Source organism: Lentzea fradiae (assembly GCF_900100955.1).
GTDB lineage: Bacteria > Actinomycetota > Actinomycetes > Mycobacteriales > Pseudonocardiaceae > Lentzea > Lentzea fradiae.
The window spans coordinates 69,512-91,884 of record NZ_FNCC01000001.1 but is presented as its reverse complement, the minus strand read 5'-3'; the positions used below and the strand labels follow the sequence as shown (position 1 = coordinate 91,884).

Annotated in this window: 22 protein-coding genes, 1 pseudogene and 2 riboswitches; of the genes and pseudogenes, 14 read left to right on the top strand and 9 right to left on the bottom strand. The window is 72.0% G+C overall.

What is annotated here, in order from left to right:
• Positions 1-6: 6 nt before the first annotated feature.
• Positions 7-1,125, bottom strand: a complete 1,119-nt coding sequence (locus BLT23_RS00420) for a site-2 protease family protein (RefSeq protein ID WP_090044377.1) — start codon at positions 1,123-1,125, stop codon at positions 7-9.
• 116 nt (positions 1,126-1,241) lie between these two features.
• Between BLT23_RS00420 and BLT23_RS00415 the strand changes: the two genes are divergently transcribed.
• The 3 genes from BLT23_RS00415 to BLT23_RS00405 are packed head-to-tail and all read left to right on the top strand — an operon-like array spanning position 1,242 to position 3,503.
• On the top strand, positions 1,242-2,087 hold the full coding sequence (locus tag BLT23_RS00415) for a RecB family exonuclease (protein ID WP_090044375.1): 846 nt from the start codon (positions 1,242-1,244) through the stop codon (positions 2,085-2,087).
• Positions 2,087-2,848 carry a thioesterase family protein gene (locus BLT23_RS00410; protein WP_090044374.1) on the top strand — a complete coding sequence of 254 codons (762 nt, stop codon included), beginning with the start codon at positions 2,087-2,089 and terminating at the stop codon, positions 2,846-2,848. The genes BLT23_RS00415 and BLT23_RS00410 overlap by 1 nt, the downstream gene beginning before the upstream one ends.
• A 46-nt stretch (positions 2,849-2,894) precedes the next feature.
• Positions 2,895-3,503, top strand: coding sequence for a phosphoribosyltransferase (locus BLT23_RS00405; RefSeq protein WP_090044372.1), 609 nt, complete (start codon positions 2,895-2,897; stop codon positions 3,501-3,503).
• Here the strand turns inward: BLT23_RS00405 and BLT23_RS00400 are convergent.
• From BLT23_RS00400 to BLT23_RS00390, 3 genes are read right to left on the bottom strand one after another with little or no spacing between them, the layout of a single operon-like run.
• A complete protein-coding gene (locus BLT23_RS00400) occupies positions 3,464-3,790 on the bottom strand; it encodes an antibiotic biosynthesis monooxygenase family protein (RefSeq protein ID WP_090044370.1) in 327 nt (108 codons plus the stop codon). The genes BLT23_RS00405 and BLT23_RS00400 overlap by 40 nt on opposite strands.
• Positions 3,787-4,647, bottom strand: a complete 861-nt coding sequence (hisG, locus tag BLT23_RS00395; RefSeq protein ID WP_090044368.1) for an ATP phosphoribosyltransferase — start codon at positions 4,645-4,647, stop codon at positions 3,787-3,789. The genes BLT23_RS00400 and hisG overlap by 4 nt, the downstream gene beginning before the upstream one ends.
• Positions 4,648-4,661: 14 nt before the next feature.
• Positions 4,662-4,925, bottom strand: coding sequence for a phosphoribosyl-ATP diphosphatase (locus BLT23_RS00390; RefSeq protein WP_089955376.1), 264 nt, complete (start codon positions 4,923-4,925; stop codon positions 4,662-4,664).
• 118 nt (positions 4,926-5,043) lie between these two features.
• Here BLT23_RS00390 and BLT23_RS00385 point away from each other — a divergent pair, with 118 nt between their 5' ends.
• The 3 genes from BLT23_RS00385 to BLT23_RS00375 all read left to right on the top strand — a co-directional run bounded on the left by BLT23_RS00385 (position 5,044) and on the right by BLT23_RS00375 (position 6,904).
• Positions 5,044-5,694: a (2Fe-2S)-binding protein gene (locus tag BLT23_RS00385; RefSeq protein WP_090044367.1), complete on the top strand. Its 651-nt coding sequence runs from the start codon at positions 5,044-5,046 to the stop codon at positions 5,692-5,694.
• Between the two features lie 48 nt (positions 5,695-5,742).
• A riboswitch (cobalamin riboswitch) is annotated at positions 5,743-5,917 on the top strand.
• A 33-nt stretch (positions 5,918-5,950) separates the two neighbouring features.
• On the top strand, positions 5,951-6,139 hold the full coding sequence (locus tag BLT23_RS00380; RefSeq protein WP_090045619.1) for a CbtB domain-containing protein: 189 nt from the start codon (positions 5,951-5,953) through the stop codon (positions 6,137-6,139).
• A gap of 21 nt (positions 6,140-6,160) precedes the next feature.
• A complete protein-coding gene (locus tag BLT23_RS00375; RefSeq protein WP_090044365.1) occupies positions 6,161-6,904 on the top strand; it encodes a CbtA family protein in 744 nt (247 codons plus the stop codon).
• On the opposite strand, the gene BLT23_RS00370 is transcribed toward BLT23_RS00375, so the two are convergent.
• Positions 6,901-7,557 (bottom strand): HAD family hydrolase, encoded by a 657-nt coding sequence (locus BLT23_RS00370; protein ID WP_090044364.1) that lies wholly within the window; start codon positions 7,555-7,557, stop codon positions 6,901-6,903. The genes BLT23_RS00375 and BLT23_RS00370 overlap by 4 nt on opposite strands.
• Positions 7,550-8,183: pseudogene (locus tag BLT23_RS00365) on the bottom strand (vitamin B12 dependent-methionine synthase activation domain-containing protein); the annotation flags it as partial. The pseudogene BLT23_RS00365 and the gene BLT23_RS00370, both read right to left, overlap by 8 nt.
• A 447-nt stretch (positions 8,184-8,630) precedes the next feature.
• Between BLT23_RS00365 and BLT23_RS00360 the strand changes: the two are divergent.
• Together BLT23_RS00360 and BLT23_RS00355 are read left to right on the top strand one after the other, a co-directional pair.
• Positions 8,631-9,533 carry a PAC2 family protein gene (locus tag BLT23_RS00360; RefSeq protein WP_176946525.1) on the top strand — a complete coding sequence of 301 codons (903 nt, stop codon included), beginning with the start codon at positions 8,631-8,633 and terminating at the stop codon, positions 9,531-9,533.
• A 60-nt stretch (positions 9,534-9,593) separates the two neighbouring features.
• The gene (locus tag BLT23_RS00355) at positions 9,594-10,754 is read left to right on the top strand and encodes an MFS transporter (protein WP_245743381.1); all 1,161 of its coding nucleotides are present in this window, start codon (positions 9,594-9,596) and stop codon (positions 10,752-10,754) included.
• Here the strand turns inward: BLT23_RS00355 and BLT23_RS00350 are convergent.
• Together BLT23_RS00350 and BLT23_RS00345 are read right to left on the bottom strand one after the other, a co-directional pair.
• Positions 10,684-12,261, bottom strand: coding sequence for an ABC transporter permease (locus BLT23_RS00350; protein WP_090044359.1), 1,578 nt, complete (start codon positions 12,259-12,261; stop codon positions 10,684-10,686). The two genes, BLT23_RS00355 and BLT23_RS00350, sit on opposite strands and share 71 nt — an antisense overlap.
• Entirely contained in the window at positions 12,258-13,145 is an 888-nt protein-coding gene (locus tag BLT23_RS00345; protein ID WP_090044357.1) for an ABC transporter ATP-binding protein, read from the bottom strand. The genes BLT23_RS00350 and BLT23_RS00345 overlap by 4 nt, the downstream gene beginning before the upstream one ends.
• Before the next feature lie 81 nt (positions 13,146-13,226).
• Here BLT23_RS00345 and BLT23_RS00340 point away from each other — a divergent pair, with 81 nt between their 5' ends.
• From BLT23_RS00340 to BLT23_RS00320, 5 genes are all read left to right on the top strand, one after another.
• Complete coding sequence (locus tag BLT23_RS00340; RefSeq protein ID WP_245743379.1) at positions 13,227-13,724, top strand: GbsR/MarR family transcriptional regulator; 498 nt, start codon at positions 13,227-13,229, stop codon at positions 13,722-13,724.
• A gap of 51 nt (positions 13,725-13,775) precedes the next feature.
• Positions 13,776-13,959: riboswitch (cobalamin riboswitch) on the top strand.
• Between the two features lie 35 nt (positions 13,960-13,994).
• Positions 13,995-15,155: an ABC transporter substrate-binding protein gene (locus BLT23_RS00335; protein WP_090044356.1), complete on the top strand. Its 1,161-nt coding sequence runs from the start codon at positions 13,995-13,997 to the stop codon at positions 15,153-15,155.
• Complete coding sequence (locus BLT23_RS00330; RefSeq protein WP_090044354.1) at positions 15,152-16,174, top strand: FecCD family ABC transporter permease; 1,023 nt, start codon at positions 15,152-15,154, stop codon at positions 16,172-16,174. Before BLT23_RS00335 ends, BLT23_RS00330 begins: the two co-directional genes overlap by 4 nt.
• Positions 16,174-17,640, top strand: a complete 1,467-nt coding sequence (locus BLT23_RS00325; protein ID WP_090044353.1) for an ABC transporter ATP-binding protein — start codon at positions 16,174-16,176, stop codon at positions 17,638-17,640. Before BLT23_RS00330 ends, BLT23_RS00325 begins: the two co-directional genes overlap by 1 nt.
• Positions 17,618-18,244 carry an adenosylcobinamide amidohydrolase gene (locus BLT23_RS00320; RefSeq protein WP_245743377.1) on the top strand — a complete coding sequence of 209 codons (627 nt, stop codon included), beginning with the start codon at positions 17,618-17,620 and terminating at the stop codon, positions 18,242-18,244. Before BLT23_RS00325 ends, BLT23_RS00320 begins: the two co-directional genes overlap by 23 nt.
• Positions 18,245-18,286: 42 nt before the next feature.
• On the opposite strand, the gene BLT23_RS00315 is transcribed toward BLT23_RS00320, so the two are convergent.
• A complete protein-coding gene (locus BLT23_RS00315; protein ID WP_090044351.1) occupies positions 18,287-19,387 on the bottom strand; it encodes a S1 family peptidase in 1,101 nt (366 codons plus the stop codon).
• Positions 19,388-19,797: 410 nt separating this feature from the next.
• Between BLT23_RS00315 and BLT23_RS00310 the strand changes: the two genes are divergently transcribed.
• Complete coding sequence (locus tag BLT23_RS00310; protein ID WP_090044350.1) at positions 19,798-21,597, top strand: S8 family peptidase; 1,800 nt, start codon at positions 19,798-19,800, stop codon at positions 21,595-21,597.
• The last annotated feature ends 776 nt before the right edge of the window (positions 21,598-22,373 follow it).

Genomic DNA, 22,373 nt, shown 5'->3' with positions numbered 1-22,373 from the left:
ATGGTGTCAAACGCCCTTCTCGATGGCCGCACGCAGGTCCTCCCTGCGCAGCACGCCCGCCGGGCGCCCCTCCAGGTCCACCACCAGGAACTGCCAGGCGGCGGTGCCCTGCACCCGTTCGACGATCTCCTCACCGGGCTCGTCGGTGAGCAGCACGGTCTCCGGCCGGATCGGCTCGGCGGCCTGCTCCGCCGGGGCGAACGGGCTCGTGGCGGCCAGCTTCTCGGCCGCGGCGGTGTCGAGCAGCCCCGCCGCGACGCCGTCCGCCCTGACCAGCACCACGCCCCGGCCGGCGGACGTGCTCAGCGCGTCCCTGACGGGACTTTCGGCCGGGAGCTGGAGCACTGGGCGGATCAGGTCGTTCAGCGAGACGCCCACGGGCAAGGTGCGCCGCCGTTCGCTCGCCAGCTCGCTTCTCGCTCCAGCGACGACGACCCACGCCGTGAGCACGCACACACCGAACCGCAGCCAACGGTCTTCCGTGCCGTCCACGAGGCCGTAGAGCGACCACACGACCAGTGCGAAGGCGACGACGAAACCACCGGCCACGGCGACACGCGTGCCCGTCGCCCGTTGTCCTGTCGCGGCCCACACGCCCGCGCGGACGATCCGCCCGCCGTCGAGCGGCAGTCCCGGCAGGAGGTTGAAGATCGCGACGACCAGGTTCGCCCCGGCCACCTGCATGACCAGCAGCCACAGCACGCCACCGGGGTTCATCGCGAACCCGCCGATGCCGAAGACCACCGCCAGCCCCACCGACACGGCCGGACCGGCGGCCGCCACCAGGCCCTCGTGGCCGGGTTTGCCGGGGGTGCGCATGATCTCGGACAGACCGCCCAGCAGGTACAGGCGCAGCCTCCTGACCGGCAGGCCGAGCCGCAGCGCCGCGACGCAGTGGCCGAGCTCGTGGGCCAGCACGCTCAGACCGAGAAAGACGGCGAACAGGGCCGCGACCGCGAGCCCGACGCCCGCCGGGGTGCCGGGGGCCAGGTCGTCGACGAGCGGCGCGTAGAAGGCCACCACGATCGCCGAGCCGACCCACCACGACGGTGCGAGCAGCACGGGGATGCCCGCCACCCGGAACAGCAGCAGGCCGCTCTCTCGTTCGCTGATCCGCGCGGCCATGCGGAGCACTGTAGAGCCGGTGGTGTGATCTCGCGGTTCGGTGCCCCGCTGTGTCCCACGTCCCGTGACCGGCGGCCGCGCACGGAATTGTCAGACCCCTGTCCTAGGGTCGGACCATGAGCACCACGTTGCGCAGGCCCGCGCTGTCGCCGTCCAGGGCGGGGGACTTCAAGCAGTGCCCGCTGCTCTACCGCTTCCGCGCGGTTGACAGGCTGCCGGAGCGGCCGACGAAGGCGCAGGTGCGCGGCACGGTGGTGCACGCGGTGCTGGAGGACCTGTTCGCGCTGCCCGCCGCCGAACGCGTGCCGGAGCGCGCCCGCGCGATGATCACCCCCGCCTGGGAGCGCGTGAAGGCCGAGCGCCCGGAGTTCGCCTCGCTGTTCGAGGTCCCCGGCGGCGAGGAGGAGGCGGAGTGGCTCGCCTCCGCGACGAAGCTGCTCGACGGCTACTTCGGCCTGGAGGACCCGCGCCGCCTCGAACCGGAGTCGCGTGAGCTGCTGGTGGAGTCCGAGCTGCCGTCCGGCGTGCTGCTGCGCGGCTACATCGACCGCGTCGACGTGGCCCCGACGGGCGAGATCCGTGTGGTGGACTACAAGACCGGCGCCGCGCCCCGCGAGATCGGCGAGGCGAAGGCGTTGTTCCAGATGAAGTTCTACGCCCTCGTCCTGTGGAAGCTGCGCGGCGTCGTCCCCCGCCAGCTGCGCCTGATGTACCTGGCCGACCGCCAGGCGCTGGCCTACACGCCGGACGAGTCGGAGCTGGCCCGCTTCGAGCGCACCCTGGACGCCATCTGGCAGGCCATCATGCGCGCCGCGCCGACCGGCGACTTCCGCCCCAACCCCAGCCGCCTGTGCGACTACTGCGACCACAAGGCGTTCTGCCCGGCGTTCGACGGCACCCCGCCCCCGTACCCCGGCTGGCCGGAGCCCGACGACACCGAGCCGCTCAAGGACCGCGACTGATGACGGCGTTCTACCTGCCTCTGTCGGAGAGCTCGTTCCGTTCGACAGAGCACACCGTCGGCCCGTGGGGTCCCGGCAGCCAGCACCTCGGCCCGCCCTCCGCGCTGCTGGTCCGCTCCCTGCTGGCCCTGCGCCCGACGCTGTCCAGGGTGACGTTCGAGGTGCTGGGCCCTGTCCCGGTCGCCGACCTGGCGGTGTCCACCTCGGTCGAACGCCCCGGCCGCTCGGTCGAGCTCCTCTCGGCCTCCCTGTCGCACGAGGGCCGCGTGGCGCTGACGGCGCGGGCGTGGCACGTCGTCGGCTCCGACACCACCGCCGTCGCCGGTGGCAGCGGCACGCCGATGGCTCCGCCGGAGTCCGCCGTGCCGATGGAGGTCCCGGACCACTGGGGCGGCGGTTACCTGGCCGCGGTCGAGTGGCTTTCCCTGTCGGGCGGCATCTTCACGCCCGGTGACGCCAAGGTGTGGGCACGCCCGCGCGTCGCCGTGGTGGAGGGTTCCACGCCGTCGCCGCTGGAGACGCTGTTCGCGGTGGTCGACTCGGCCAGCGGCGTCTCGTCCCGTGTGGACATTCGCAAGTGGTACGCCATCAACACGGATCTGACGGTGCACCTGCACCGCCAGCCGGTCGGCGAGTGGATAGGGCTGGACGCGAGCACGACCATCGGGCCGGACGGGGTGGGACTGGCGACGAGCGTGGTGCACGACGTGGAGGGGCCGGTCGGCACGACGGCGCAGGCGCTGTTCGTGCGGGAACGCTGACACAGCGAGCCGCGCGGCGGCCGGAAGGCGTAGCGTCGACGGAACCGTGAAGAGGTTCGCGAACCGGCAGGAGGCGGGCCGTGCCCTGGCGGCACGACTCGCGGACCGGTCGTGGCACGACCCGCTCGTGCTCGGCCTGGCCCGTGGTGGCGTGCCGGTGGCGAAGGAGGTCGCGGCGGTCCTGCACGCCGAGCTGGACGTGGTGGTGGCCCGCAAGATCGGCGTCCCCGGCCATCCCGAGTACGGCGTGGGAGCCGTCACGGCGGACGGGAACCCCATCTACGACCAGCACACGCTCCGGTCGCTGAACCTCACCGAGGACCAGCTCGCCCACGTCTGCGACCAGGAGCGCGCGGAAGCGGAACGACGCACCGCCCTCTACCGCGACGACAAACCACTCACGATCACCGGCCGGGACGTCATCCTGGTCGACGACGGCCTGGCCACCGGCGTCACGGCGAAAGCCGCGCTGCGCTGGATCAGCGGCCACGGCCCCGGGAGCACGACCCTCGCGGTCCCGGTGTCCGCGAGGGCTTCACTGGACGGGACACCGGTCGTCGCCGTCCTGCTGCCGAAGGACTTCCGCGCCGTGAGCCGCTGGTACGACAGCTTCGGTCAGACGACCGACGCCGAGGTGCTCAGCGCGCTGGAGTAGTGCTCGACCACCGGGAACGGCGAGTAGAACGGATGCAGCAGCTCCGACCACCGCGCGTACGACGGGCCCTGGCGGAAGCCGGCGGTGTGCGCCTCCAGCGTCTCCCACCGCACGAGCAGCAGGTAGCGCGACGGCTTCTCCAGGCACCGCAGCAGGTCCAGGCCGAGGAAGCCCGGCGAGGCGCTGATCAACGACCGCGCCTCGCCGAACGCCCGCTCGAAGTCGGGCTCGCGTCCCGGCACCACGTCCAGGACGGCCTGTTCCAGAATCCCCGGCGAGGACGTCACAGGCGGCAGAACCGGATGTCCGACGCCAGCACTGCCTTCGCGCCGATCGCGGCCAGCTCGTCCATCACCTGGTTCGCCTCCTTGCGCGACACCATCGCGCGCACGGCCACCCAGAGGTCGTCGGCCAGCGGGGCGACGGTCGGCGACTCCAGGCCGGGGGTCAGGCTGACGGCCTTGTCCAGGATGGCGCGCGGGCAGTCGTAGTCGAGCATCAGGTACTGCTGGGCGAACACGACGCCCTGCAGCCGGGCCGTCAGCTGCTTCTTCGCCGCCGTGACCTCGGAGCCGGCCCGGTGCACGAGCACGGCCTCCGACTCGCAGATCGGCTCGCCGAACGGCACCAGGTCGTGCTGGCGCAGCGTGCGGCCGGAGCCCACGACGTCGGCGATCAGGTCGGCGACGCCGAGCTGGATCGAGATCTCCACGGCGCCGTCGAGGCGGATCACCTGGGCGTTGATGCCGCGGGCGCGCAGGTCGCGGCCCACGAGCCTCGGGTAGGCCGTGGCGAGGCGCTTGCCCTCCAGGTCGGCGACCGTCCAGTCGGTGCCGCGGGGGCCCGCGTAGCGGAAGGTCGACGCGCCGAAGCCCAGGGCGAGCAGCTCCTCGACGGACGAGCCGTTGTCGTCGGCTCCCGAGTCGGCGGCCAGGTCACGGCCGGTGATGCCGAGGTCGAGGTCGCCGGACGCCACGTAGATGGCGATGTCCTTGGGACGCAGGAAGAAGAACTCGACGTCGTTGTTGGGGTCGAGCACGGTCAGGTCGCGGGACTCGTTCCGCTGCCGGTACCCGGCCTCGGTGAGCATGGCGGAGGCGCGTTCGGCGAGCGCGCCCTTGTTCGGGACTGCTACGCGCAGCATGGCGAAGTCTTCTTTCAGAGGTACTTGTAGACGTCTTCGAGGGTGAGGCCGCGGCCCAGCATGAGCACCTGGAGGCGGTACAGGAGCTGCGAAATCTCCTCCGCGAGCTTCTCGTCGGACTCGTACTCGGCGGCGATCCAGACCTCGCCGGCCTCCTCCAGGACCTTCTTGCCCTGCGCATGGACGCCGGCCTCGAGCGCTGCGACGGTGCCGGATCCCTCCGGCTTGGTGGCGGCTCGTTCGGTCAGCTCGGCGAACAGGGAGTCGAAGGTCTTCACAGCTCGACATCCTCCCATCTCCGGCACGCCGGTCCACACCGCGGTCAGGTCCGTCCCACGCCCTGGACGTGATTTGTCCTGCATGGACACCCGCGGGCACCCGGTAGCGTGAACTTCCGTGTCCGAGTTCGCCGAGGTCCTCGAAGCGCTGCGCCGGGTGCGCGGGATCAACTCCTTCTTCGCCCTGGACGTGGGCCGTCCCGACGAGTCGTGGCTGCCGGGCACGGCGCTGCTCGACGGCCCCGCGCTCAAGACCACGATCGACACCATCGCGACCCGTTACCGGGCCGACGAGCCCCGCGTGGCGGCGAGCCTGTTCTTCCTCGGTTACACGGCGCGGTTGCTCAGCCCGCTCACGGCGGCGGACCTGCCGGTGGACGTGCGGCCGGAGAACCTCTGGTGGCGCCACGACCCGGTGAACGGCCTGAGCGTCCGGATCGACCAGCCGCGGCTGGGCCCTCCGGCGGCGGAGGCGCTCGCGCCGGTGGTGGAGGCGGTCCAGGGCGTCGCGCCGGTGGCGAGCGGGCTGCTGTGGGGCAACGCGATGTCGAACATCGCGGGCGCGCTGAAGATGATCGTGCGCGCGGGCCTGCTCACGGCGGAGGAGGCGGAGCTGCGCGGGGCCAGGCTGATGAGCGCGCCGCCGTTCGAGCTGGCCGGGGAGTTCTTCTCCCTCCCCGGCGAGATCGCGTTCCGGCGCCGGAGCTGCTGCCTGTACTACCGCGTCGCCGCAGGTGGGAAGTGCGGCGACTGTCCGCTCGTGAAGTGACCGGCACGACAACACTTCTGGCCGGTTGTGCTCACCGCCGCGGCGCGCTTACGGTGCGAGCGCCGCAGTGACGGGAAGCCGGTGTGAGTCCGGCGCGGTCCTCGCCACTGTGACCGGGAAGCGATCCCCGCCGAGCACGTCACTGGTCCTCTTCCGGACTGGGAAGACGCGGGGGCAGCGATGATCCGGGAGTCAGGAGACCGGCTGCGGCGCCGCAAGGAGTGTTGACCTTCCACGAGGTATGGAGGAGCCCGTCATGACGAGCCCCGCAGCAAGTCTGTCCCCGGTCAGCGTGCCCAGGTGGGCTTTCGCCGCCTCACTGCTCGGTCTGATCGTCACCTACCTGGTCCTGCAGGAGAACGGACTGGCGCTCGGCGCGGGTTCGGAGCTGCTGCACGAGTTCTTCCACGACGGGCGGCACGCGCTCGGCGTCCCCTGCCACTGACCGGCTCCGGCGATCAAGCAGATGGTCACGACCTACCGCTCCCTCGCGCTGCGGGGGCTGGCGGCGGGCGGCATCGCGGGTGCCGCCTCCGCGCTCGTACAACTCCTGGTCACCGAGGTCTCCATCCGCGCCGCACTGGCGGTCGAGGAAGCGAGGGAATCCGACGGTCACGCGCACTCGCACGGCGAGGAAGAGCTGGTCAGCCGGGGTACACAGGTCATCGGCGGCATGCTCGGCGTGGTGGTCGTCGGTGTCGCGGTGGGCCTGGTGTTCGCCACGGCCTACGCCCTGTCGAAGCGCTGGTTCACCGATCGGACGCCGTTCAGCCGCAGCCTCGCGCTCGGCGCCGCGGTGTTCGGGGCGGTGGCGCTGCTGCCGTGGCTCAAGTATCCGGGCAACCCACCGGCGGTGGGCGACCCGGAGACGGTGAACCAGCGGACCGCGCTCTACCTGGGCGTGGTGGTGGCGGGCCTGGTGATCGTGTGGGGCGCGAGCCTGCTGGCCGAGCGACTGCGCGCGCTGTCGCAGCCGGTGCGGGTCACGGCGGTGCTCCTCGCGGTGGCCGCGGCCGTCACGGTGGTGCTGCTCGCGTTCCCCGCGCAGCCGGACACGATCCCGGCGGACATGCCGGTGGACGTGCTGTGGCGGTTCCGCCTCAGCTCGCTCGCCCAGCTGGCCACGCTCCACATCGGACTCGGCGTGGTGTTCGGCCTGCTGGTGGACCCGGCCACGCGCAGGAGCAAGGCAGCGACCGTGACGGCTTAGAGAGCCCGCAGCACGTCGAGGTCGACGCCGGTGAGGGAGTCGCGGAAGACGCGCCGCTCCCCCGCCGGCACCTCGACGTCGCACGGGACGACGAGCACGGTGCAGCCCGCGGCCACGGCGGCCGCGACACCGGTCGGCGAGTCCTCGATCGCGACGCACCGGGCGGGGTCGGCGCCCAGCAGCCGCGCCGCCTTCAGGTACGGCTCGGGCAACGGCTTGTTCAGGCCGTCCACCTCGTCGCCGCACACCGTCACGTCGAACAGGTCACGGCCGATCGTGTCCAGCGCGACCTCGGTCAGCTTCCGCTCGGTGGACGTCACCAGCGCCATCGGCACGCCCGACGCGCGGACGGCGCGCAGAGCCTCCCGGGCACCGGGACGCCACGGCAGTCCGGCGCGGAAGACCTCCTCGGTGCGGCGCAGGATCCACGCGGCCCCGTCGGTCATGTCGTCCTCGGTCGGCTCGATGCCGACGTCGCCGAACAGCAGGCGCATCGTCGTCGGCACGTTGCTGCCGACCATGCGTTCGCGGGTCTCCTTCGACAGCACGCCGCCGAGCTTCTCCGCGTACTCGTAGAGCGGGATGTCCCACAGCTTCTCGGAGTCGAGCAGCGTGCCGTCCATGTCCCACAGCACGGCCTGCAAGTCAGACATTGAAGTACTTCGCCTCCGGGTGGTGCGCCACGAAGGCGTCGGTGGACTGTTCCGGGTGCAGCTGGAGCTCCTCGGACAGCGAGACGCCGATGCGTGCCGGGTCGAGCAGCTCGACGACCACACGAGCTCCTCGCGGATCCTCCGGTGCCAGTGCTCGGCCAGCGCCTCGGTGAGCCGGCCCCCAGTCCGTGGACTTCCAGGTACTCACGATACGCGTTCTTGCCGAACAGCTCGCCCGCGTAGTCCGCGATCCGCTGCCCCATCGTCACGAGGCGGAAGGCGATGACGTCGACCTCGCCGGAGTCCTCTGGACGCCGGAAGTCGGCCAGGCAGAGGCGCCGATTCCTTTTCTGGCGCGGAAAACGGAACCGGAAGCGTTCCGGCGAGTCCGGCGACGGCTCCTCGAGGACGATCAGGTTGTCGCCTTCGGACACACAAGGGAAGTAGCCGTAGATGACGGCGGCGTGGGCAAGAACACCGTCCGTCGCAAGGCGTTCCATCCAGTGGCGCAGCCGCGGACGGCCCTCGGTCTCCACCAGCTCCTCGTACGTCGGGCCGCCGCCGCGCGACCCCTTGAGGCCCCACTGGCCCATGCCGATGTCCTGCTTGAACGGGATAGCTTGGTACAAAGAGGACACACCGGGCTCGGGGCGTGGCCTGCGGGGTGCCCGGCCGAGGTCGCGGACCGGCTCGGCGACCTGGCGCAGGTGCTCGGCGGTCGTGCCGCGGCAGCCGCCGACGAGCCGCGTGCCGAACTCCCTCCCGGACCCGGCCAGCGCCTGCGCCAGCTCCTCCGGGACAGCGGGTAGAGAGCGCCGTCCGGACAGCCGCCCTCGAGATAGCCGCGGTGCACGGACCTGACGACGTCCGGCCTCGTCATGTTCAGGATCTCGTTGCACCCCTCGAGACCGGAGAAGTCGGCGAAGGAGAGTCTGCGGCCTGGAGCATCGTGCCCATCGCGCCGTCGGCGACGACGACCCTGTTCACCAGCGCGTCCGGAACGGCGACTCTCCGCGATCGCGCATGGGCCAAGCCTACGATGACTTGCGCGGGGGAGGCCGTAGTCTGGCGCGGTGAACGATCCGTCCCAGGAATCCCCGACCCCCTCGGCCCCGCGTCAGCCGCTCACGAGCCCGATCATGGTCTGCGCCTTCGAAGGCTGGAACGACGCGGGCGACGCCGCGAGCACCGCGATCGAGCACCTCCAGCTCACCTGGGACGCCACCCCGCTCGCCGAGATCGACCCGGACGACTACTACGACTTCCAGGTGACCCGCCCGACCGTGCGCATGGTCGACGGCGTCACGAGAAGGGTCGACTGGCCGACGACGCGGCTGTCGGTGTGCAGGCCCCCCGGCTCCTCCGCGGACGTCATCCTCGTGCACGGCATCGAGCCGAACATGAGGTGGCGCAAGTTCGCGTCCGAGCTGCTGGGCCACGTCGACGCGCTCGGGGTGACGACCGTCGTGACGCTGGGCGCGCTGCTCATGGACACGCCCCACACCCGTCCCGTGCCGGTCACCGGCACCGCCTACGACCCGGACGCCGCCGCGAAGTTCGGCCTGGAGCACTCGAAGTACGAGGGCCCCACCGGCATCGTCGGCGTGTTCCAGGACGCGTGCGTGCAGGCGGGCGTGCCGGCGATCTCGTTCTGGGCCGCCGTGCCGCACTACGTCTCGCAGCCGCCCTCCCCCAAGGCCACGCTGGCCCTGCTGCACCGGGTGGAGGAGGTCCTCGACATCGAGGTCCCGCTCGGCGCGCTGCCGGAGCAGGCCGAGGAGTGGGAGCGCACGGTCAGCGAGATGGCCGACGAGGACGAGGACGTGCGCAACTACGTGCGCGCGCTGGAGGAACGCGGTGACGCGGCCATCCAGATCACCGAGTCCTCCGGCGACGACATCGCCGCGGAGTTCGAGCGCTACCTGCGCCGCCGCGGGCGCGGTCCCGGCTGGCCGTCGCCGGGTCCCCGCCAGTAAAAGTTAGCTCAGGCAACCATCTCCGCCGCTCCCCGACTAGGGTGGGCGGCGGAGGTGTCCGTGGACCGCTTGGCACGCGCCGGTCTGTACGCCGGCGCCCTGATCGGGCCGTTCGGCGGCGCCGTCACGACGTCGATCCTGCCGGAGATCGGCGGGAGCTTCGGCCGGTCACCGGGGGAGGCGGCGGCGACGCTGACCTACTACCTGGTGCCGTTCGCCGTGCTGATGCTGGTGTCCGGGACGTTCGCGCAGCGCTGGGGTCCACAGCGGACGGTCCGGCTCGCCTACGTCGGCTACGCCGTGGCGTCCCTGCTGGCCGCGTCGGCGTGGACGTTCGAGGTGCTGCTGGCGTCACGGGCGTTGCAGGGCGCCGCGAACTCGTTCACGACGCCGGTGCTGCTCGCGGTGATCGCCGCCTCGACGCCGAAGGAGAAGCTCGGGCGGGCGCTCGGGCTGTTCGGGTCGATGCAGGCGGCGGGGCAGACGACCGCCCCGCTGGCCGGCGGGCTGACGGCGGAGGCCGACTGGCGGCTCGCGTTCGTGGTGATCGCGGTGGTGGCGGCGGGTCTCGCGGTGCTCGGGGTGCCGGACACCGGGGTCGAGCCGCAGCGGGACGCGAGCCTGCGCAGCGCGTTCGTGGCGAGCACCGTCCGGCCCGCGGTCATCGCGTTCGTCGGCTGGGGCTGCCTGGGCGGTCTCGCGTTCCTGGTGGCGTTCCGCCTCGACGACGCGTTCGGGCTCGGCGCCGGGCAGCGCGGGCTGCTGCTGACCAGCTTCGGTCTCGTCGGGTTCCTGACGGCGCGGTACGTCGGCCGGGCGGTCGACCGGTTCGGCGCGGCCACCACCGTCGTCGTCGGCTCGGCGGTCGGCGGTGGCCTGCTCGCCGCGGTGGGGCTGACGCCGTTCGTCTTCACGGCCGCGCTCGCGTGGGCGCTGGCCGGTGCGGCGGCGCAGGGCATCCTGGTGAGCGTCAACGCGCTGGTGCTGCAGAGCGGGAGCGCCAACCGGGGCGGCAGCGTCAGCGTCGTGCAGTCGCTGCGGTTCGTCGGCGCCGCCACGGCGCCGCTGGCGTTCGTGCCGCTCTACCAGGCCCATCCGGCGCTGGCGTTCCTCGTTCCCGCGTCGCTGCTGGTCGTGCTGCCGCTGCTCGTCACGTGGTCAGGTCGCGTCGCCGAAAGGCGGCGAGACCGGCAGCCAGGAGCACCAGGGCTACAGCGGTGAGCCACGCGGCCGGGCCGAGGGTGACGTCCGGGTACCTCGGCACGTGGCTGAACGGCGACAGGTCGAGCACCCACCGGCCGAGGTCCAGCGCCGGGCCGAGCAGCGTGATGACGAGCGACCCCGCCACGACCGCCCAGCTCGCGCCGGTGAACCGCGGGACCAGCCCGAACAGCGCCAGCGCCACGCCCGCGACCACCCACGCGGCCGGGAGCTGGACCAGCACCGCCCCGAGCAGCCGCGGCACGGCGCCGGGGTCGCCGGTCCGCAGGCCGTGCACCAGGCCGAGCCCGAGTCCCGCGCACGCCAGCACGACGGCGCCGCCCGCCAGGGCGAACACCGCGTGCGACGCGACCCAGCCGGTCCGCGAGACCGGAGTGGCGAGCAGCGGCTCCGCGCGCAGCGAGGTCTCCTCCGACCGCAGCCGCAGCACGGCTTGGACGAGGTAGATCGACGAGACCAGGCCCAGCAGCTGGGTGACGGTCGCGAAGAACGCGTCGACCATCGCGTCCGCGCCGCCGATCCGCTGCACGATCCGGGCGAGCGCCGGGTTCTCCTCCACCATCTGCCCGACGGCCCCCGCCACGCTGCCGTAGATCGCGCCGGCCGCGAACAGGGCGAGCGACCAGCCGGCCAGCGAGCCCCTCTGCAACCGCCAGGCCAGACCGGACGGGCCGCCGATGGTGCCGCGCGCCGGCCCCGGCCGCGCCGCGAACAGCCCGCGCCCCACGTCCCGCCGCGTCACGACGAACGCCGAGACGCCGACCAGCACGGCGAACGTCACGAGCGGCAGGACGAGCACCCCGTACCGGTCGTCGCCGAACGCCCGCACGTGCTCGGTCCAGCCGATCGGCGACAGCCAGGTGAGCCACGCCGGTCCCGCCTCCCCCGCCGCGTCGCCCGCCGCGCGGAGCAGGTAGGTGACCCCGAGAACCGCACCAGCGATCGCGTTGGACACCCGCGAGTTCTCCGGCAGCTGCGCGGTGAACGCGCTGACCCCGGTGAACACCAAGCCCACCGAGGCGGTCGCGAGGCCGAACGCGAACGATCCGGACGCGTCGAGCCCCAACGCGATCAGTGCCACCGCTTGCAGCACTCCGGCCAGCAGGCTCGCGCCGCCCGCGACGACCACCGCGGCGGCGAGGGGCGCGTGCCTGCCGACGACCGTGGCGCCGACCAGCTCCGTGCGGCCGGCTTCCTCCTCGGCCCGCGTGTGCCGCGTGACGACCAGCAGCGCCATGATCGCGATGAAGAGGCCGCCGAACACGCCCCAGCGCCACACGACCAGGCCGCCCAGCGACGTGTCGTGCAGCGGGCCGAGCATCGCGAGGAACGCGGAGTTGGCGTTCGCGGTGACGCTGAGCTGCACACGTGACTCGGGCGTCGCGTACAGCTCGTCCAGCGCGGTCGCCGTGGAGTAGGTGAGGGCGACGAGGAAGAAGACCCACACAGGCAGCAGGACGCGGTCGCGGCGCAACGCCAGCCGCACGAGGTGCAGGGTGCCGATCATCGCGCGTCCTGGTAGTGCCGCAGGAACAGCTCCTCCAGCGTCGGCGGCTGCGAGGTCAGCGTGCGCACGCCCGCCGCCACCAGCCGTGCGAGCACGGGGCCGATCCGGTCGGAGTCGACCTCGAACCGGACGCGGTGGCCCTCCGCGACCAGGTCGTGCACCCCGTCGAGCGACGCGAGCCCGTCCGGCGGGGAGACCAGCTCGGCGGAGATCGACGTGCGGGTGAGGTGCCGCAGGTCGGCGAGCGTGCCGGTCTCGACGACGCGGCCCGCGCGGATGATCGACACGCGGTCGCAGAGCGCCTCGACCTCGGCGAGGATGTGGCTCGACAGCAGCACGGTGCGGCCGCGGTCGCGCTCCTCGCGGACGCACGCCTGGAACACCGCCTCCATCAGCGGGTCCAGACCGGAGGTGGGCTCGTCGAGGACGAGCAGCTCCACGTCGCTCGCCAGCGCCGCGACCAGCGCGACCTTCTGCCGGTTGCCCTTGGAGTAGGTGCGGCCCTTCTTGCGCGGGTCGAGCTCGAAGCGCTCCAGCAGCTCCTCGCGGCGGGCCCGGTCGAGACCACCGCGCAGGCGGCCGAGCAGGTCGATGACCTCGCCACCGGTGAGGTTCGGCCACAGGCTCACGTCGCCGGGCACGTAGGCGAGGCGGCGGTGCAGGGTCGCGGTGTCCTTCCACGGGTCGCCGCCGAGCAGCCGCGCGGTGCCGGAGTCGGCGCGCAGCAGGCCGAGCAGGACCCGGATCGCCGTCGACTTCCCGGCGCCGTTGGGCCCGAGGAAGCCGTGCACCTCGCCGGTCCGGACGTCCAGGTCCAGGCCGTCCAGTGCGCGCGTGGAGCCGAACGTCTTGACCAGCCCCGACACGGAGATCGCCGAAGTCATGGCGGAACACTACGCTCGTTTCACAACTTCGTGAAGAACATGAATTTTGCTCGATCGACTGACGAAAGGGATGATGCGGGCGTGACGAGTGCTACGGAGCGTGATGCCGAAGCGGTCAGCCAGTTCGTCGAGCGGTTCGGCGGAATCCTGGCGGACGCGGGCGTCCCCCGCATGCCGGCGCGCATCCTCGTCGCACTGCTGACCACGGACGCCGGGAAGCTCACCGCGGCCGAGATCGCCGAGAGGCTGCAGATCAGCCCCGCCGCGGTGTCCGGGGCGATGCGCTACCTCTCCACCCTGCAGATCGTGAGCCGCGAACGCGAGCCGGGTTCGCGCCGCGACGTGTTCCGGATGCGCGACAACGCCTGGTACCAGTCGACGATCCGCCGCGACCAGATGCTGGTGGTGATCGACGAGGTCCTCACCGAGGGCATCGAGACGCTCGGGCCGGACTCCGAGGCGGGCAAGAGGCTCGACGAGACCCGTGAGTTCTTCCGGTTCATGCACCACGAGATCCTCGCCATGATCGACCGGTGGCGCGTCCACCGCGAGAAGTGGCTGGCCGAGCGCGACGCCTGACGGGTCGTGGTGACTGTTCTCACCTGGTCCTGCCTGGCGCCGGACGTGGTTCTGTTGCCACAATTTCGCGGTTACCGCGACGGCGGACGAGGAAGCCGGTGTGAGTCCGGCGCGGTCCCGCCACTGTGACCGGGGAGCGAGTCCCGTCACGGCCACTGCCCCGCGAGGGGTGGGAAGGCCGGGAGGAGCCTTGATCCGGAAGCCAGGAGACTCACGCCGTCGCCTCCTCACCTACTGGGGCGGATCTCCCCGAGAGAGGGCGGCTTCATCATGCGCCTGGCACTGTCCGTGCTGCTCCTGCTCACCTTCGTCGCCGGGTGCGGCTCCCCCGCGGCCACGCCGCCGGCCGCCGCGGACTGCCTGACGCAGTTCGACCCCGAGCGCGACTACTTCCCGGTGAAGTCCACGGTCGAGCACGCGAAGAACTTCTCGTTGCGCTACGAGAAGTCCTACCAGGTGCTGACGGTCGAGCAGCCCTACCCGAACGCCAAGCCGGAGACCTACGTCCTGCTGCGCTGCGGTGCTCCCCGCCCGGACATCGAGGACGCCACGGTCGTCGAGACCCCGATCCGCAGCCTGTACTCGGCGTCGACCACGCACCTGCCGCTGCTCGACGACCTCGGCCAGATCGGCGTGCTCACCGGTGTCGCCAGCTCCTCGCTGGTCATGAACGAGCAGGCACGGGCGCGCATCGACGCCGGTCAGGTGACCGAGTACGCGCCGAACTTCACCGTCGACACCGAGAAGGTCGTCGTGGGCAAGCCCGACCTGCTGATGACCAGCGGGTACGAGGAGCCGCAGTACGCGGCTCTGCGCGCCGCGGGCATCCCGGTCGTCGCGAACGCGGAGTGGCTGGAGACGACGCCGCTGGGCCGCGCCGAATGGCTGAAGGTGATGGCGGCGCTGACCGGCCAGGAGCAGAAGGCCGGCGAGATCTTCGACCGCATCGAGCAGGACTACCGGTCCGTCGCCGAGAAGGCCGCGGGCGTGCAGGCGAAGACCGAGGTGGTGGCCGGGTCGTTGCTGCAGGGCACCTGGAACATGCCCGGCGGCGGCACGTACGGCGGCACGCTGCTGCGCGACGCGGGCGCGACCTACCCGTGGGCGGACCCGTCCAGCAAGAACACCCTCCAGCTGTCGTTCGAGGAGGTCTACACCAAGGCGGGCACGGCCACCGTCTGGCTGACCGACTCGCCGTGGCAGACCCTCGAGGACGCCCGCGCGGCCGACCCCCGGCACGCGCAGCTCGCCGCGTTCGGCACCGGCCGGGTGTGGACCTACCACAAGCTCGTCAGCGCCACCGGCGGCAACGACTACTGGGAACGCGGCGTCACCCGGCCCGACCTGGTGCTGTCGGACCTGGTCGCGATCCTGCACCCCGACCTGATGCCCGGCTACGAGACGACGTTCTACCGTCAGGTCGGACGGTGACCACGACGCGCCGTGCCCTCGTACTCGGCGCGCTGACGGCCGCCACGGCGGTGGCGTTCGCGGTGGCCGTCACCGTCGGCACCGTCGCCGTGCCGTTGCGGGAGACCGTGCTGGTGCTGCTCGGGCTCGAACCGGACGACCCGCGCTGGTCCGTCGTGGTGGAGACGGTCCGGCTGCCGCGTGCGATGACGGCGGCGCTGGCGGGCGCCGCGCTCGGGGTCGCGGGGCTGCAGATGCAGACGCTGTTCCGCAACCCGCTCGCCGACCCGTTCTCGCTCGGCGTCAGCTCCGGGGCGAGCCTCGGCGTGTCGCTCGCGATGGTCGGCACCGGCGGGTTCGCCGCCGGGCTCGCCGCGGGCGGCAGGCTCGGCGTGGTGGCCTCGGCGGCGGTCGGCGGCGCGGTCGTGCTGTCCGGGGTGCTCGCGCTCGCCCGCGTGGTCCGCACTCCGGTGACGCTGCTGGTCATCGGCGTGATGGTCGGCTCGGCCACCACCGCGCTGGTCAGCCTCCTGCTCACCTGGACCGACCCGCAGCGGGCGCAGCAGTACATCTCCTGGGGGCTCGGCAGCTTCTCCTCCACCACCCTCGCCGACCTGCCGGTGTTCGGCGGCGTCACGGCGGCGGGGCTCGCGGTCGCCATGCTGTCGGCGAAGCCGCTCAACGCGTTGCTGCTGGGCGAGAGCTACGCCAAGACGATGGGCCTCGACGTCCGGCGCGCCCGGTTCGTCACGCTGTTCTCCTCGTCGCTGCTCGCGGGCGCGGTCACCGCGTTCTGCGGGCCGATCGGGTTCCTCGGCATCGCGGTGCCGCACCTCGCCCGCCGCCTGCTCGGCACGTCCGACCACCGCGTCCTGCTGCCGGGCACGCTGCTCGCCGGTGCGCTGGCCGCCCTGCTGTGCTCGGTCGCCTCGCAGACGCCCGGCGGCGTCGTGCCGGTCAACGTGATCACGTCGCTGGTCGGCGCGCCCGTCGTGATCGCGATCCTGCTCCGCGCCCGCTCGCTGCAGGGGGTCGGCTGATGAGCCTGCGACTGCGGGGGCTCGCGGTCGGGTACCGCGGGAAGCCCGTGCTGACCGGCCTCGACGCGGAGGCACGGCGCGGCGAGCTGACCGTGCTGCTCGGCCCGAACGGCACCGGCAAGTCGACGTTGCTGCGGACCCTCGCCGGGCTGCAGCCCGCGCTGGGCGGCACCGTGCACCTCGACGGCACGGACCTCACCGGTCTGCCGCACGCCGAACGCGCCCGGCGCATGGCGGTCGTGCTGACCGACCGCGTCTCCCCCGGACAGCTGACCGTGCGCGAGCTCGTCGGCTTCGGCCGGCACCCGCACACCGGCTTCTCCGGCGCTCTCGGCGGTCACGACCACGAGGTCGTGGCGTGGGCCATCGACGCCGTCGCCGCGACCCACCTGGCGGAGCGCGACGTCAGCGAGCTCTCCGACGGCGAGCTGCAGCGGGTGCTGACGGCCCGTGCGCTCGCCCAGGAGCCGGGGCTGCTGCTGCTCGACGAGCCCAGCGCGTTCCTCGACGCGCCGTCCCGCGTCGCGCTCACCGGGCTGCTGCGCAGGCTCGCGTCCGAACGCGACCTCGCCGTCGTCGTCTCCACCCACGAGCTGGAGCTGGCGCTGCGGGTGGCGGACGCGGTGTGGCTGCTCGACCGCGACGGCGTCCTGCACACCGGCCCACCGGAACAGCTGGCGCTCGACGGCCTGATCTCGGCCACCTTCGACACCGACGAACTGCGGTTCGACCGCGACGCGGGCACGTTCGTGCTGCGCTCGGAGGCGACCAGGACGTGCCGCGTGCTCGGTCCCGACGCGGCGGTGCTGCGGCGGGCGCTCACCAGGGCCGGCTGGGCGGCGGCGCAGGACGGCGCCGCGGACGCCGAGATCCGCCAGACCGGCGACGGCTACCTCGGCCTCGCCGACGGGACGACCACCGCCCTGCCGGACGTCTCGGCCGTGATCTCGTGGGTGCGAACCCGCCCGGAGCCCGCGGTGCGGCGCGCCGACCCGGCCGCCGTCGCGGGTGTCACCGACTCCGGCGAGGGCCGCCCGCTCCGTTCCCTCTACGCCGACCACGAGGCGATCGCCGAGGCGGTGCGCCTCACAGGCCAGCGGCACGGTCTCACCGCCGAGCGGGCCGCGTTGCGGTGGCAGACCTCGCTCGTCACGCGGCTGTGGTCCATCGCGGTCGCCGCGGACGGCGTCGTCCCGGACCTCGACCTGCTGCACTACCGGCTGGACGACGACGCCGAGGTCCGGCTGTCCCTGCCGGAACCGGGCGGATGGACGGCGCAGGACGTCACGCCGCTGCTCACCCGTCTCGTCGCCGTCGAGCACCTCCGGCCGCTGCACGCGGCGCTGTGCGAGGTCGTGCCCGTCGCCGAGGAGTTGTTGTGGGACAACGTTCCCGCCGATCTCACGGACCGGCTGGACGTCCCAGGGCCCGAAAGAGGTGACCGTGTCGGCGTTCATGTCCCCTGAGGTGCACCGGCTGGACCGGCCCGTCCTGGTGTGGCGGCTGCCCGCGGGGTCGCGCGCCGTGTCGACCGCGGTGGCGGGCGGCGGCATCGGCCCGTGCGAGTGGGTGTTCAACGCCGAGGTGCACCACGACTACCACCGCGACCCGGTCGAGCACCTGGCGGAGCTCGTCGGCGTGCTCGGCCTGTCCGGTCGTGGCGCGGGGATGCTCACGGCCGCCGACGTCCGGCGCTGGCGCACGGCGTCCGACGAGGGAGTGGGCTGCACGACGACGGTCGGCCTGTCCCACCCGGTGTTCGCCGCGGCTCCCGACGAGGCGGCGAGCCTGGTCGGCACGATCAACACGTTCTGCTGGGTGCCGGTCCCGCTGGAGGACGCCGCGCTGGTCAACATGGTCGTGACGGCGACGGAGGCCAAGGCGCAGGCACTGGCCGAGTGCGGCGTCGCCGGTACCGGCACGGCGAGCGACGCGGTGGTGGTCGCCTGTCCCGGCGGACCCGGAGAGCAGTTCGGCGGTCCCCGGTCGCGGTGGGGTGCGCGGCTCGCCCGCGCGGTGCACGCGGCCACGGCCGACGGCACGCGCGACTGGCTGGCCCGCGACCGGTGACCCCGCGGGCCCGGCGCGTGCCGGACCCGCGGGGAAGGGGTGTCAGCCCGTGACGAGCGTCAGGCCGTACGCCGAGAGGATCTCGTTGACCGGCTGGAAGTAGGTCGTGCCGCCGCTGGTGCAGTCACCGGAGCCACCCGAGGTGACGCCCTGCGCCTGCGTGCCGCTGACCCACGAGCCACCCGAGTCACCGGGCTCCGCGCACACGTCCGTGCGCGTCAGACCGCTGACCGAGCCCTCCTGGTAGTTCACCGTCTGGCTCTTCGCCTGGACCTCGCCGCAGTGCCAGCCCGTGGTCGAGCCGGAACGGCAGATCGACGCGCCGACCGCGGCCTCCGTGCTGCCGGACACCACGACGTCGCTGCCGCCGTAGTGGTTCACCGTCGGCGTGGGCGTCCACGACGAGTTGGCCTTGACCCACCCGTAGTCGTTGCCCGGGAAGGACGACGACTGGAACGACCCCAGCGCGGTGCGGTCGGCGCCGGTGACGCTGTCACCGGACGTGCCGCAGTGTCCGGCGGTCACGAACCCGCCCTCCACCGCGAAGCCGACGGAGCACCGGCCGGCGCTGTTGATGTAGTAGGCGTCGCCGCCGCGGATGTCCTTGAACAACTGCGGCGCCTCGTCGGTCTCGACGACCTTCGCGACCCCTCCGGCCTTCTCGACCAGCGGCTTGGCCGCGTCGGCCTGACCGCGCTTGACGGTGATCGTCACCGCGTTCGCCCTCGTGTCGACGAACCAGCCGGTGACCTCGGCGGGGGCCTGCGACGCGTCCAGCCTCTCCTTGGCCGCGTCGAGGTCGCTCGCCTTGTGGGCCACCGTGCGGGGCTCCGCGCCCAGCTGGCGGAGCCGTTCGGTCTTGGCGGCGTCGGTCACGCCGACGACGAGCTTGCCGAGCGACGCGTCGAACCACGCGCCGCCGTAGCTCTCGCCGGCGAAGCCCTCCGCCACTCGCTGCAGGGCCGTGGCCGCGCTCTCCAGACGCAGCCTCTCCGCCGCCTGCCCGGCGTCCAGTCCGAGGTCGCGCTGCATCGCGGCGAGCAGGTCGGCGGACGGTTGCGGCGCGGCGACGGCGACAGGGGAAGCCGTCGTCGCGAGAGCACCCGTCAGCACGGCGACCGCCGCGACAGCCATGCGCTTCATAGGCAGTTCTCCTTGGTCTTCGGTTGTGTGCAGGGCCGGTGTAACGCCGGACCGGGCAACCGCGATGAGGAGATCAGCTGTGCTGCAACACAGCTCGCACGACACCGGATGACAGGCGTCCCCAGGCGGTCGAACTGCCCGATCAGTTCGTTCCTCCGTCTGGGCGACGCTATGTCGTGCTGCCTACCGGTCGGTAGGGCCGATCGAGGGGTGGACCTCCCCGCGTCCGGGTTGATATAGGGAATCGAAATGCGTCCGCCCGGTCTATTTCCGTGACTGAGAGCGACGGACGGCTCTTCCACAAAATGTCAAATCTGTCAACAGTTCGCATCCGACGGCGGATCCTCCGGCCCGCGATTCGGGTTTAGCGTGCAGATCACCCTGTTCCCTGCACGAGGGAGAACCCTGCAATGCGAAGAGTCTTGGGTACGGGACTCACCGCCGCCGCGGCCGTGTGTCTGGCCGTCGCCGTGGTTCCCGCCGCGTCCGCTCAAGAAAACGTGGGGACGATTCTCGGCGCCGACCGCGCCAAGGTCGTGAAGGACTCCTACATCGTCTCGCTCAAGGCCGGTGCGGCGTCGAGGGCCGCCGCTCCGGAGCTCGCGGGCAAGTACGGAGGCCAGGTCGGCAAGGTCTGGCAGCACGCGCTCAACGGCTTCTCGGTGAAGATGACCGCCAAGCAGGCGGCCAGGCTCGCCGCGGACCCGAAGGTCGCGTTCGTCGAGCAGGACGCCGAGGTCAGCCTCCTCGACGTCCAGCAGAACCCGCCGTCGTGGGGCTTGGACCGCGTTGACCAGCGCGACCTGCCGCTGAGCAACAGCTACCAGTACGACACCACGGCCTCCAACGTGACGGCGTACATCGTCGACACCGGTGTCCGCACCACGCACCAGACGTTCGGCGGCCGCGCCACCTGGGGCACCAACACCTCCGGTGACGGCAACAACAGCGACTGCAACGGCCACGGCACGCACGTCGCCGGCACCGTCGCGGGCGCCGAGTACGGCATCGCCAAGGCCGCCAAGATCGTCGCCGTCAAGGTCCTGAACTGCTCGGGCTCCGGCACCATCCAGGGCGTCGTCGACGGCGTCAACTGGGTGACCGCGAACGCGGTGAAGCCCGCCGTGGCCAACATGTCCCTGGGCGGTGGAGCCGCTGCCGCCCTCGACACCGCGGTCCGCAACTCCATCGCGTCCGGCGTGACCTACGCGCTCGCGTCCGGCAACTCGAACACCGACGCGTGCTCGTCGTCGCCGGCCCGCGTCGCCGAGGCGATCACGGTCAACGCGTCGACCAACACCGACGCGCGTGCCTCGTTCTCCAACTACGGCTCCTGCACGGACATCTTCGCGCCGGGCCAGAACATCGTGTCGGCGTGGAACACCAGTGACACCGCCACGAACAACATCTCCGGCACCTCGATGGCGTCCCCGCACGTCGCGGGCGCGGCGGCCCTGTGGCTCGCCACGCACCCGACCGACTCCCCCGACGCCGTCTGGGCGGGCCTGAACGCGGCCTCCACCCCCAACAAGATCACGAGCCCCGGCGCCAGCACCCCGAACAAGCTGCTCTACACCCTGTTCGGCGGCGGGCAGCAGCCCGGCAACCCGGCGGTGACGAACCCCGGCACGCAGACCTCCACGGTCGGCACCGCGGTGTCGCTGCAGCTGTCGGCGAGCGGCGGCACGGCGCCGTACACCTGGTCGGTCACCGGCCTCCCGGCCGGTCTGTCGGCGTCCTCCACCGGCGCCATCTCGGGCACCCCGACCACGGCGGGCACCTCCTCCGTGACGGCGACCGTGACCGACGCGGCCGGCAAGACGGCGTCCGCGACCTTCTCCTGGGTCGTGAACGCGGTCGGCAGCGGCTGTGCGGCCAAGACCAACTCCACGCCGGTCACGATCCCGGACTACGGGACCGCGACCAGCACGATCGCCATCTCCGGCTGCTCGGGCAACGCCTCGGCCAGCTCGACGGTGGCCGTCTCGATCACGCACACCTACAAGGGTGACCTCGTGGTCGACCTGATCGCGCCCGACGGCACGGTCTACAACCTGCACAACCGCACCGGCGGCTCGACCGACAACATCAACGAGACCTACACCCGCGACCTCTCGGGTGAGGCGGCCAACGGCACCTGGACGCTGCGCGTCCGCGACGCCGCGCTCTTCGACACCGGCCGGCTGAACAGCTGGACGCTCGACCTCTGATCGACGTCCCGCTGGTCTCGTCCGGCTGAACGAACCGCCTCCGGTGCTTCCGCCCCGGAGGCGGTTCCACGTCCGGGTCCGTTGTGGACGACGACCACAACCTGTTCTCGGTCGTGCACCACCTGATCCGCACCGCGTGCGGAGCGAGCGACGCGGTCGCCAGGAGAAGACCAAGCAGGTCCACCAGAGCGCCTCGGCCTGGGTGTCCAGCAGCGTGCGGCACGCCCTGGGGACTGTCTTCGAACCGAGAGCCGCCACCGGCTGGGACGTCCAGCCGATCAGACGCGAGCGAAGCGAGCCGCTTCCGCACCGCGACAGAGTCGGCACAATTCCCAGCGGTGCTCACGAAACAATTCCGGCACGAGAGGAATCGTGCACACCGCAGATGCGGGGTGCCCGATTCCGGACACCCCGTCAATGCGCTGACAGCTCCCACAAGCGGCAGCAAGGGGTCTGCCGAACCGAACTCGTCTGGACCGCAGAGAGACTCGGCTCCTAGAAGGCGAGCCCCATAGTGCCCGGACGTGGCGCATGTTTTAAGCAGCTAAGATGGCCAATCGCTCGACAGATCAAGGCCACCTCGTTAGCGTTCCTGACCTGCACAGTTACCCGGCTTGCCACCGCTGCGCAAACACCATGGGCACACAGCAGAAGACAGCATCACGCTCATGGGCTCCGAGCTGAACTCCACGCGTTCTTCAGCGCCGAGCCCGAATGCCTTGACCCGAACTCCTCGCGACCGCTATCAAACCGCAAGCAGAACGCGTGATCCACGG